The sequence below is a fragment of the Acinetobacter sp. HA genome (genome assembly GCF_000264725.1).
GTDB classification, from domain to species: domain Bacteria; phylum Pseudomonadota; class Gammaproteobacteria; order Pseudomonadales; family Moraxellaceae; genus Acinetobacter; species Acinetobacter schindleri.
The window spans coordinates 1-12,530 of the sequence record NZ_AJXD01000095.1 but is presented as its reverse complement, the minus strand read 5'-3'; the positions used below and the strand labels follow the sequence as shown (position 1 = coordinate 12,530).

The 12,530-nt window shown below is 41.9% G+C and carries 8 protein-coding genes and 2 pseudogenes; 7 read left to right on the top strand and 3 right to left on the bottom strand.

The features are described 5' to 3' along the window. Positions 1-50: 50 nt before the first annotated feature. Entirely contained in the window at positions 51-2,519 is a 2,469-nt protein-coding gene (gene gyrB / locus HADU_RS12330) for a DNA topoisomerase (ATP-hydrolyzing) subunit B (RefSeq protein WP_008306873.1), read from the top strand. A 189-nt stretch (positions 2,520-2,708) separates the two neighbouring features. Then, complete coding sequence (locus tag HADU_RS12325) at positions 2,709-3,056, top strand: hypothetical protein (RefSeq protein ID WP_008306872.1); 348 nt, start codon at positions 2,709-2,711, stop codon at positions 3,054-3,056. Between the two features lie 735 nt (positions 3,057-3,791). Here the strand turns inward: HADU_RS12325 and HADU_RS12320 are convergent. Both HADU_RS12320 and HADU_RS12315 read right to left on the bottom strand, forming a co-directional pair. Continuing rightward, positions 3,792-4,955, bottom strand: a complete 1,164-nt coding sequence (locus HADU_RS12320) for a zinc-dependent alcohol dehydrogenase (protein ID WP_002045824.1) — start codon at positions 4,953-4,955, stop codon at positions 3,792-3,794. Between the two features lie 340 nt (positions 4,956-5,295). After that, on the bottom strand, positions 5,296-7,230 hold the full coding sequence (locus HADU_RS12315) for an ATP-binding cassette domain-containing protein (RefSeq protein WP_008306871.1): 1,935 nt from the start codon (positions 7,228-7,230) through the stop codon (positions 5,296-5,298). A 229-nt stretch (positions 7,231-7,459) separates the two neighbouring features. On the opposite strand from HADU_RS12315, the gene HADU_RS12310 reads away from it, so the two are divergent. The 4 genes from HADU_RS12310 (at position 7,460) to erpA (ending at position 11,381) form a co-directional block, all read left to right on the top strand. Beyond that, complete coding sequence (locus tag HADU_RS12310) at positions 7,460-8,464, top strand: putative solute-binding protein (RefSeq protein WP_005220459.1); 1,005 nt, start codon at positions 7,460-7,462, stop codon at positions 8,462-8,464. 254 nt (positions 8,465-8,718) lie between these two features. Beyond that, positions 8,719-9,729 carry a putative solute-binding protein gene (locus HADU_RS12305; protein WP_004814025.1) on the top strand — a complete coding sequence of 337 codons (1,011 nt, stop codon included), beginning with the start codon at positions 8,719-8,721 and terminating at the stop codon, positions 9,727-9,729. Positions 9,730-9,916: 187 nt separating this feature from the next. After that, positions 9,917-10,930 (top strand): putative solute-binding protein, encoded by a 1,014-nt coding sequence (locus tag HADU_RS12300; RefSeq protein ID WP_008306870.1) that lies wholly within the window; start codon positions 9,917-9,919, stop codon positions 10,928-10,930. Between the two features lie 115 nt (positions 10,931-11,045). Continuing rightward, complete coding sequence (erpA, locus tag HADU_RS12295) at positions 11,046-11,381, top strand: iron-sulfur cluster insertion protein ErpA (RefSeq protein ID WP_004814030.1); 336 nt, start codon at positions 11,046-11,048, stop codon at positions 11,379-11,381. Between the two features lie 75 nt (positions 11,382-11,456). On the opposite strand, the pseudogene HADU_RS15930 reads toward erpA, so the two are convergent. Then, a pseudogene (locus HADU_RS15930) lies at positions 11,457-11,540 on the bottom strand (hypothetical protein); the annotation flags it as partial. Between the two features lie 71 nt (positions 11,541-11,611). On the opposite strand from HADU_RS15930, the pseudogene HADU_RS15415 reads away from it, so the two are divergent. Next, positions 11,612-12,530, top strand: a pseudogene (locus HADU_RS15415) (IS4-like element ISAba1 family transposase); the annotation flags it as partial.

Genomic DNA, 12,530 nt, shown 5'->3' with positions numbered 1-12,530 from the left:
TAAAGTTTTACCCATCTTTGGATAGACCTATTTTTCACTAGGGAGAAACCATGAGTTCAGAAGATCAAGCTGCTTCTCAACCAGAACAAACCATTGAAAAGGCTTATGATTCCTCTAGCATCAAGGTATTACGTGGTTTAGACGCTGTGCGTAAGCGTCCGGGCATGTACATTGGTGATACAGACGACGGTACAGGCTTACACCACATGGTTTTCGAGGTGGTCGACAACTCGATTGATGAGGCGCTGGCAGGTCACTGTGATGAAATTTTAGTGACTATTCATGAAGATGAATCGGTGTCAGTATCAGATAACGGCCGTGGTATTCCAACTGATATTCATCCTGAAGAAGGTGTGTCTGCAGCAGAAGTAATTCTGACTATTCTACATGCCGGCGGTAAGTTTGATGACAACAGCTATAAGGTCTCTGGTGGTCTGCACGGGGTAGGTGTTTCGGTTGTAAATGCCCTGTCAGAAAAACTGGAACTGACCATTCATCGTGCTGGTCATATTCATCAGCAGGAATACCGTCATGGCGATTCACAGTACCCGTTAAAAGTCATCGGTGATACAGACCGAACCGGTACCCGTGTACGTTTCTGGCCAAGTGCTGAAACCTTTAGTCAGACCATTTTCAATGTCGATATTCTGGCGCGCCGTTTACGTGAACTGTCGTTCCTGAATGCCGGTGTGCGTATCGTACTGCGTGATGAACGCATTAATGCTGAATATGTATTTGATTATGAAGGTGGTCTGTCCGAATTTGTGAAATATATCAATGAGGGCAAAACTCACCTGAATGATATCTTCCATTTTACTACGATGGCGGAGAACGGGATCGGGGTAGAAGTGGCATTGCAATGGAATGATTCTTATCAGGAAAATGTACGCTGCTTTACCAACAACATCCCGCAAAAGGATGGTGGTACGCATTTAGCCGGTTTCCGTGCTGCACTGACCCGTGGTTTAAATAACTATATGGAAAGTGAAAATATTCTGAAAAAAGAAAAAGTTGCAGTATCTGGTGATGATGCACGTGAAGGCTTGACTGCGATTGTATCGGTGAAAGTACCGGATCCGAAATTCTCATCACAGACCAAAGAAAAGCTGGTGTCGAGCGAAGTAAAAACTGCGGTCGAACAGGCCATGAATAAGTCATTCTCAGAGTACTTGTTAGAGAATCCGCAAGCAGCGAAATCAATCGCGGGTAAAATCATAGATGCCGCACGTGCCCGGGATGCAGCGCGTAAAGCACGTGAAATGACACGTCGTAAGAGTGCGTTAGACATTGCCGGTCTTCCAGGTAAACTGGCAGACTGTCAGGAAAAAGATCCAGCATTGTCTGAACTGTACCTGGTCGAGGGCGACTCGGCGGGTGGTTCTGCGAAACAGGGCCGTAACCGTAAGATGCAGGCAATCTTGCCACTGAAAGGTAAAATCCTGAATGTAGAACGTGCACGTTTCGACCGTATGATTTCATCGGCTGAAGTAGGGACGCTGATTACTGCACTGGGCTGTGGTATTGGCCGTGAAGAATACAACCCGGACAAGTTGCGTTATCACAAAATTATTATCATGACCGATGCTGACGTAGATGGTTCGCACATCCGTACCTTGCTGTTGACCTTCTTCTTCCGTCAAATGCCGGAACTGGTAGAACGTGGTCATATTTATATTGCACAGCCACCGCTATACAAGCTGAAAAAAGGCAAGCAGGAACAGTACATTAAGGATAATGATGCACTGGAAACTTACCTGATTTCGAATGCGATTGATGAACTTGAACTGCACATCAGTGCGGATGCACCTGCTATTCGTGGTGATGCACTGGCAAATGTGATTGCAGATTACCAGACCTCGCAAAAAAGCTTGAATCGTTTAACCCTGCGTTATCCTGCAACATTGCTGGATGGTCTGTTGGCGCTTGAAGCATTTAAACTGGATCAGGCAGCTGATCTGGATTATGTAGAAAACTGGGCAATGCAGTTGCGTCAACACATCGAAGACAAGCAACCAAGCCTGCGTCCTGAGCTGGGTATTGAAACCTTCGAGAAGGAAGATGCAGAAGGCAACAAGTCTGTGACTTATCTGCCACGTATCACGATTTATATCCATAACCTGCCACATGTTTATCTGCTTGATTCAGGTCTGTTGGGTTCAAGTGAATATGCACGTTTATTGAAGAACTCGAAGAGCTGGTTTACGTTACTTGAAGAGGGTGCTTACCTGCAAAAAGGTGAGCGCAAGATTCTAGTGAATAGCTTCCATGAAGTATGGCAGCACATCCTGCAAGACTCACGTCGCGGCATGATGATCCAGCGTTATAAAGGTCTGGGTGAGATGAATGCGGATCAGCTGTGGGAAACCACTATGGATCCAGAAAACCGTAATATGCTACAGGTGACGGTACAGGATGCGATTGAAGCAGATCGTATGTTCTCTTGCTTGATGGGTGACGACGTAGAACCACGCCGTGCCTTCATTGAAGAGAATGCTCTGAATGCAGATATCGATGCATAACTGATACACAATACACTTAAAAAAGCACCTTTCGGGGTGCTTTTTTTATGATCAATTTATGCTAGTGTCATTTTAACTGGTTAGCATATTCAGCAGCTGATCAGTGATTCTGGCACCCTATCTGGTGATTTTTTTATTCGCAGTATTTGTCTGATCTGGGCCAGCCTATAGCAATAAAGAGGTTTATCCATGGATAGCCAGCTTGAAGAAGTTCGTGAAATTTGGGCTAATGCATTCTATACCGGTCATTATGAGGTTCTGCGTCAGTATGAACATGAAGACTTTAAGGTAGTGTTTGAGCAGAAAAACCGTGTAGAAACCAGTTATGTCCGTTATGACAGGATTGCGCATGCGGTCAAGAATGGGGTCTGGAAGCCGCATAAGCCTGAAGTAGAATATGAAGATTACGAATATAATGCAGATCAGACGGAATGCTGTGTGATGACTGGTTTGGCTAAAGATAAACATCGTATTCAGGAATTATGGCGCTATGAAAATGAATGGAAAATCATTGAACTTCGATTTCTAAAATCCTAGATTTTCAATCGCTTAACAAATTTATAAAAATAAAGTAATTAATAAATCAAAATATGTATGAATATTCCCATTCCTAAATAAGTTCAAAGCTTGATCAATAGTGTGGATAACTCTAAAGTTATCCATATTTATTTATGTGAATAAGATAGTATTTATCCACAATAGGTTCACTTTTAAATCAGCTCTTATTTCAAATTCAAATTTATTCTCTGGTGACTTGTGGGTAAATATTTTTAAATTTAAAATAATGTTTTAAATTTAAATGAGCAGCTTATGCGGGATTTCTGCGTTTGAGCCAAAACTGTCCAAAACAGATTAGTTTGCTTACTTTTTTATAGAAAATTAAAATAAATATTATATAAAATAAACGCTTATGTGGTTAATGTAGTTTTATTTAATAGTGGGCGTGGAACTTATTTTTTCTTGAAAATTTAAATGTAGTTAAACTACATAATTATTTTAATAATCAAGTGAAATTTAATTTTATTTTTAAAATCACTGGGTTAAATATGGTTATTACTGGTTTATTCTTTGGGTTGCTTTTCTAGATCAGTATTTATATTCGAACTTTGCTGAACTACTTTCTACAAGTTAGAAAGAGGAGTAAAAATTAAATAACTTCTGTTAAACAGAGTTTTTGATGAAGAAACTTGAAAAATAGAAACAGGTGATTTGATCTGTCTTAATTAAAGAATAAAAAGCGCCTAGAAGGCGCTTTTTATTCTTTTAGTACATTTACGGTGTCAGAATGACTTTACGACAGTCTTCTTCCTTTTTATCAAAAATACGGTAACCTTCCGCAGCATCTTCCAGTTTCATGCGATGGGTAATAATCACATCTGGAGACAGATCTCCATTTTCAATATGTTCGAGCAACTGCGGCAAGTATTTATGCACATGGGTTTGTCCCATTTTAAAGGTCAAACCTTTGTCAAAGGCATCACCAAACAGGAAGCCATGAATTGGACCGGCATAAACCCCAGGTACACTCACCACACCGCCACGGCGGACCGCTGCAATACATTGTCTGAGCGCTGAACCACTCGAACCTTCTAATTTCAGGTTGGTCATTACGGTTTCCAGAACACTCCCTTTGGCTTCGAAACCAACGGCATCAATAACCGCATCAACACCGCGATAACCTGCTGTATTTTGAATAATAAATTCAGCTGCATCGACTTCATCAAAGTTGACCGGAATGACCCCATAGGTTTGATGAGCAAATCGCAAGCGATAAGGGTGATGGTCTACCATGAAGATCTGTTCGGCACCGAGCATCCGTGCACAAGCTGCAGATAACAGACCGACTGGACCAGCACCATAAATTGCCACTGTAGAACCACGGGTGACTTGAGCATTGGTTACTGCCTGCCAGGCTGTTGGCAGAATATCGGTCAGGAATAATACTTTTTCATCAGGCAAGGAGCCGGGAACCTTAAACGGTCCGACATTACCTTTGGGAATCCGCACATATTCAGCCTGACCACCCGGAACACCACCATACAGGTGGCTAAAGCCAAACAAGGCTGCTCCTGGTGGAATCTGTTTTTTATTGAGAATTGCACCACGACCCGTATTGGTATTTTCACAGGCAGCCATCAGTTCATGTTCACAGAAAAAACAGTGACCGCATGCAATGACAAAGGGAATGATCACCCGGTCACCTTTTTTGACTTCTGTCACTGCAGGGCCGACTTCTTCTACAACTCCCATAAATTCATGGCCGAAAATATCACCGTCTTCAGTGGCCGGGATTTTACCCCGGTATAGATGTAGATCTGAGCCACAGATAGCGGTGGCTGTCACCCTTAAAATAACGTCATCTGGTTCCTGAATCACTGGATCTGGAACAGATTCAACTCGTACATCCCGAGCACCATGATAGGTAAGAGCACGCATGCGGATTTCCTCTCTAGTTCAACATAAATAGTCTCAAATAAGGCTGCTGATTATTAAAAAGCCTTTTTATTAGAGCCTTATAACCTGACCTAGAGCTGTAAATTAATGTATGAAATAAGGAAGCCGAGTGTTTAAAAAATAAACTTATATAGTATTTGCGTAATTCACTACAAAATATGTCAAAAATCGAGTAAATGATTAACCAAGCTGAGAAGTGTAGGAAAATAGGTAAGAGAAAAGATTTACTAATAGCAGAGAAAATATAAACCCATAAAAAAAGGATCAGTAACTATAGTTAATGATCCTTGAAGCTTTAAACAAATATTAAAATTAGCTTTCCCTAGAAAGACTGTTCCAGTTCCTCTAATTCCATCATCAGTTCCAGCATCTGTTCTTCAGCAGTTTCCAGTTGTGCTTTCAGTTCAGTCTGCTCATTCATGAGCTTAAGCAATTCATCCTTACGCGCTGCATCATACAGACCAGTATCTGACAGCTTTTCTTCAATTGCAGCCAGTTTTGGCTGCAACTTTCCGATCTGGCTTTCACATTTTTCAATATTTTTGCGAATCGGCCGAGTCCGCTCACGTTGGCGAGCAGCCTCCTTGCGTTGGGCTTCTTTATCCATTTTACTTGGTACAGGTTTCGCTTCAGCTTGCTGTGTTTTCATCACTTCAGCAGTTTTAGGCGCATTTTTTAATAATTCTGCACGTGCCTGACGTAACCACTCGGCATAAGCCACCAGATCGCCATCAAATTCAGTACATTTGCCGTTATGAACTAACAGCAGCTCATCACAGACACTGGCGATCAGCTGACGTTCATGCGAAACCAGCACGACAGCACCTTTGAAATCTTGTAGTGCCATCGTTAAAGCATGACGCATATCCAGGTCCAGATGGTTGGTTGGTTCATCCAGAATCAGCACGTTTGGACGTTGCCATACGATTAATGCAAGTGCTAAACGGGCGCGTTCACCGCCCGAGAAACTTTCACTTGGTGTATCCATGCGTTCGCCGCTAAAGCCGAAGCTGCCGAGGAAAGAACGCAAGCTGGCCTCACTGATTTTAGGATCAGCGATACGTGCCAGCTGCAACATCGGGCTGGCGCTACCATCCAGTGCATCCATCTGGTGCTGGGCAAAGTAGCCAATATTTAACAATTCCGAGTCTTTACGAAGACCTTTAATTAAAGCTAAATCACCGACGAGAGATTTAATCAAAGTCGATTTACCAGCACCATTCATCCCCAGCAGACCAATACGGCTATTGGGAGTAATTTGCAGGGTAACATTACGCACAATCAGCTTGTCGCCATAACCGATATCGGCATTTTCCAGCTGTAGTAATGGTGAACTCATTTTGGTTGGTTCACGGAAGCTGAAAGTAAACGGCGTATCTACATGCGCAACGGAGAGTTCCTGCATACGCTCCAGCTGCTTGATTCGGCTCTGGGCCTGTTTTGCCTTGGTGGCTTTGGCCTTAAAACGGTCAATAAATTTTTGCAGATGGGCACGCACTTCAAGTTGCTTTTCATAGGCTTGTTGCTGCTGTGCCAGACGTTCGCTACGGGTACGCTCGAAAGTCGAGTAATTACCGGTATAAAGTGTCAGTTCCTGATTTTCGATATGTAAAATATGATCGGTAATGGCATCCAGGAAATCCCGGTCATGTGAAATCAGCACCAAGGTGCCTTCATAGGCTTTGAGCCAATCTTCTAGCCAAAGAATCGCATCTAAATCTAAATGGTTGGTCGGTTCATCCAGTAATAACAGATCAGAACGGCTCATCAAGGTACGCGCCAGATTCAGACGCATACGCCATCCCCCTGAAAAACTGGCAACATCCAGCTCGGATTGATAATCCATAAAGCCCAAACCTGCCATCAGCTGTGAAGCCTTAGAGGGTGCTACATAACCGGAAATTTCGTCAAAGCGGCCATAGAGGCGTGCCAGTTCAGCATCATCCAGTTGTTCAAGATGATTCAGCTTTTGTTGGATATCCCAGTATTCCTCATCACCGGACAGGACAAAATCAATCGCCTTCATATTCAAGGCTTTGATTTCCTGGGCCATATGCGCCACAGTCCAGACTGCAGGACGGGTCAGGGAACCACTGTCAGACTCAATCCCACCCAAGAGTGCTGAAAATAGGGTCGACTTGCCGGCTCCATTGACACCGGTCAGGCCAATTTTCCATCCAGGATGCAATTGCATGGAGGCTTTCTGGAAAAGGATGCGTCCACCGCGGCGTATGGTTAACTGATCTAACTGAATCATGGAACTGTACTGACATTCGACAAGAAGAATGGCGCTATTCTAAAGGAAAGCCCATCAAAATAAAAAAATCTTGCTGGAGAATTCACAGGATCCTGCACTTCATCCATAACATAGATTCATATTTTTGAATCTATGTTTAAATAGAACAGGTATTTTTAATGACAAACAAGATGATATTGAAATATAAATTTCAGTAAAAAATAACCAAGAATAAATAGAGTAGAGCAAAATGAAAAAAGGATCTTTGATTTTAGCAGCCTTGACTGTACTTGCCTCAAATATGAGTTTTGCCAAGGTAGATATCTGCGTCTTTGATTTATTGGGCAAATCTGGTGAATCTTACAAGTTACTAGAAGAATGGCAATTAGTGAGCAAGCAATGGGGGACTGAAGTACAACTTCTTGCTTATCAGGATGAAGCCAAAGTCGATCAGGACTTTAAAGCAGGCAAATGTGATGGACTGTTTATGACCTCCATGCGTGCCCGGGCCTATAACAAATTTGCCGGTTCAATTGATGCTATTGGTGGTGTGCCTAGCAATGATATTGCCATGAAAGCCATTAGCTATGTACTGGATCAGCGTAATGCCAAACGTCTGGTGTCTACCATTGGTAAAGACAAGTTTGAAGTTGCCGGAATTGTGCAAATTGGTACGGCATATATTTTTGTACGGGATCGTGCCATAAACAAGATTGAACAGGTTAAAGATAAGAAATTTGCAGTTTTGCATTATGACTATGCACAAAAAGTCATGGTAAATAGGATTGAAGCTGTGCCAGTTATGTCGGAAATTTCTAATTTTATTCGCCGTTTTAATCAGGGCGAAGTCGATATTGTGGCTGCACCTGCTTATGCTTTTAAGCCGCTAGAACTGTCTAAGGGCTTGGGGAATAAAGGTGCAATGATCAAGTTCCCTGTAGTAAATGTGACGGCAGATTTAATTATTCGGCCAAATAAATTTCCGGACAAATTTGCAGCACACTCACGTGCCTGGTTCATCAAACAGTTACCGAAAACCATTGCTACTGTTAAACGTATGGAAGCAGAAATTCCAGCTAAATATACGCTAAATTTAAGTCGTGAGGACTATACCAGTTACCAGAAAATTCTCCGAGATGGCCGGATTGATCTGACTAATCAGGGCATCTATGACCCAAATATGATGCGGGTATTGAAACGTGCGCGTTGTACGGTAGAACGTACCAATTTTGAATGCTCATTAGGCGGAGAATAGTGCTCTAATGTATTTGTTTGTAAATTGAATTAAAAAAATGTAAGTTTTTAGGATTTTAAATAAATCGCTAAAAAATTGATATCTATGGACTTCCTTATATCCAAAATGTGAATACGGGACACATTTTGATAATAGGGGACAAACTCCCTAAATATAATGGAGTAAATACTCTATTTTTTTTAAAGAAACTTGCTAATATTTGTCACAAGTATGGAAACTCCATCGAAGAACAAGATTTTGCAAGGATTATTAGAATGAAAAAAACACTTCTAGCATTGGCGGCGTTTTCTGCCGTTAGTTTCGCAGGTACAGCGCAAGCGAAAAAAGTCGATATCTGTGTTTTCGACTTACTGGGCAAATCTGGTGAGTCTTTTCAGATGGCTCAGGAATGGGCACTGGCAGCAAAATCATGGGGGGCAGAAATTAATCTGATTGCCCGTCAGGATGAAGCAGTTGCAGATAATGATTTTAAAGCGGGTAAATGTGACGGCGTATTTATGACGGCGATGCGTGCACGTCAATACAATAAATTTGCTGGCTCTATTGATGCGCTCGGCGGCGTGCCAAGTAATGCAATTGCACAGCGTGCCATTACCTTTGCTTTGGATAAACGTAATGCTGCCAAGATGGTCAGTAATTTAGGCGGCAAAAAATATGAAATTGCCGGTATTGCACCACTGGGCTCGGCTTTTATCTTTGTGCGTGACAAAAACATCAACTCGATTGAAAAAGCCGCCGGTAAAAAGTTTGCTGTACTGGGCTATGACGATGCACAAAAAATCATGGTGCAGCGTGTAGGTGCCCAGGCAGTCGTGTCTGATGTATCCAACTTTGTGGCCAAGTTTAATAATGGTCAGGTAGATATGGTAGGTGCACCTGCTTATGCTTATAAGCCGCTAGAAATCTATAAAGGCTTGGGTAATAGTGGCGCGATGTTTAACTTCCCGGTGCTGCATGTCACTTCAGACTTTGTGATCCGTCCTGAAAGCTTCCCGGCAGGTTTTGGACAGAAATCACGTGATTGGTTTGTTAAGAACTTGCCAAAAAGCATGGCGATGATCAACCGTTTAGAAGCCGGTATTCCAGCCAAATATAAAATGAACCTGAGTGCAGAAGACAAGACCAAATATCAAAAAATGCTTCGTGATGGTCGTATGGATATGACCAAGCGGGGAATTTATGATGCTTCGATGATGAGTGTACTGAAACGTGCCCGCTGTTCTGTCGACAAGGCAAACTTCGAATGTTCACTACCGGGTGAATAAACTGATTTTAAAAGGAAAAAAGCCTGGAAAATTCCAGGCTTTCTTTATGTTAAGGCAGGCAACTTTACCATTGCCTGCGACTTGAAAATGATTAGAATGAATATCAGTCATGCTGTCATCTTTCTCATAAAAACAATGATATGCAGCAGTCCTGATAAAACAAAAACAATTTTTTAAGGAATAAAATATGAAAATTTGGTTGAAGGCGTTCGCACTCGGTACAGGCATAGTCGCAGCCTCCGGTACAGTACAGGCGAAGCAAATCGTCTGTGTATTTGATCTGGTCGGTAAGAATGGCGATGTGTACGCTGTGATGAAAGATTATCAGCTGGCTGCAAAAAACTGGGGTGCAAATATCGAGCTGCGGGTAAATACCAATGAAGCTGTGGTTGCAGAAGACTTTAAAGCCGGGAAATGTGATGGTATTAGCGTCACAGGGATGCGCGGACGCCAGTTCAATAATTTTACCGGTTCACTGGATGCTATTGGTGCGATCCCAGATCTGAATCTGGCAGTTAAAGTGATGCAAGGACTGGCAAGCAAGACTTTTGCCAAACATATGTTACAAGGCAAATATGAAGTCGCCGGAGTCATTCCAGTGGGTGATGCTTTCCTGCTGGTCAATGACCGCAGTATTAATACCGTAGCTAAAGCAGCAGGCAAAAAAATTGCTGTACTGGATTATGACGAAGCGCAAAAAATCATGGTGCAACAGGTAGGTGCACAGGCGGTCAGCGCTGATGTCACCAACTTCGGTGCCAAGTTTAACAATGGTCAGGTTGATATCATTGGCGCACCTGCTGCCGTATTCAAACCCTTAGAACTGCATAAAGGTCTAGGCAGCAAAGGTGCGATTGTGAATTATCCGATTTTACAGGTGACAGGTAATATCATCATCCGCCCAGATAAATTCCCGGCAGGTTTTGGGCAAAAGTCACGTGAATGGGTGAAAGGGGAATTGCCACGCGCTTTTGGAATTTTAGGTAAAATGAAAGCTGATATTCCCTCTAAATACTGGATGGATATTCCAGCAGCAGACAAACCTGGTTATCAGAAAATGATGCGTGAAGCGCGGATTGATCTGACGAAGCGCGGTATTTATGACAAACGTATGATGAAGCTGTTATGGCAGTTCCGCTGTAAGCAGGACCCGAAAAACTTTGAGTGTGCACTACAGGATGAAAATTATAAACAATCCTGATAAATTTACTCTGATTAAGCTTTAATTTACAAAGACTGACCATATATTGAGTATGCTATACTTGAAATATGGTCTTTCTTTTTAAAGATGCCCGAACCGAACAGAGGAATCCATCATGAATGCTCAAGCACTTGTGCTGACTGACAATGCTGCCAATAAAGTACGCCAATTGCGTGACAGTGAAGGTAACCAAGATCTTATGCTACGTGTCTATGTGACTGGTGGCGGCTGTTCAGGTTTCTCTTATGGCTTCAACTTTGCTGAAAGCCAGAATGAAGATGATGCAGAATTTATTAACGGCGATGTGAAGATGCTGGTCGACTCACTTAGCTATCAGTACCTGGTAGGTTCAGTCGTTGACTATATTGAAGGGTTGGAAGGTTCTCGCTTTGTGGTACAAAACCCGAATGCTACGACTACATGTGGCTGTGGTTCATCTTTCTCGATCTAAACATGATTTGAGATTTAGACCATAGAAATCAAAAAGTCCTCATCATGAGGACTTTTTTATACGCTATTTTTATAGTTAAGCCTCAAGTTTCACCGCTTCAAGCAGGTCAAAGATCACGGTTGTCACATCCTGACTCAGCTCACGATTATTAAAAATCTCCTCTGTACACGACAAAAATAGATAACTCATTGAAATAATGTCATAATAATTGTTTTCTAACGACGAATACTATGACACATCTCAATGAGTTATATCTTATCTTAAACAAATATCTAAAATGGAACAAGTCACATTTAAAGTGCTTTGCGCTCATCATGCTTGTGATTATTTTAAAGCAAACATGTAATCTTTCTTCTGCATCTAAAGCCTTGCCCATCAAGTGCTTACCACAATCATTTTATCGACGTATGCAGCGCTTCTTTGCAGGTCAGTATTTTGATTATCGTCAAATTTCTCAGTTGATTTTCAATATGTTTTCATTCGACCAAGTGCAACTGACTTTAGATAGAACCAATTGGAAATGGGGAAAACGAAATATTAATATCCTGATGCTCGCAATCGTTTATCGTGGAATAGCGATACCTATCCTTTGGACATTGCTTAATAAACGTGGAAATTCAGATACGAAAGAGCGTATTGCTTTGATTCAACGCTTTATAGCCATTTTTGGTAAAGACCGTATTGTGAATGTGTTCGCAGACAGAGAGTTTATCGGTGAGCAGTGGTTTACATGGTTAATTGAACAAGACATCAACTTCTGCATTCGTGTTAAAAAAACTTCATTGTCACCAATCATTTAGGAAAGAATCATAAAATTAGTGATTTATTTCGCCATCTTAAAGTTGGTCAAATTGAATGTCGTAAACGACGGATTTTGGTTGGTCGGGTGAAACTATATATAAGTGCACTACAGTTAGAAAATGGAGAGCTTTTACTCGTCGTTTCTCCTCAGTTTAATGCCAATGCTATTCAGGATTATGCATTACGCTGGGAAATTGAAACCTTATTCAGTTGTCTCAAAGGACGCGGGTTTAATCTTGAAAATACGCGCTTGACAGACCCTAGACGAGTGAAAAAATTGATTGCGGTGTTAGCTATAAGCTTCTGTTGGTGTTACTTAACGGGTGAATGGCAACATGATCAAAAAAA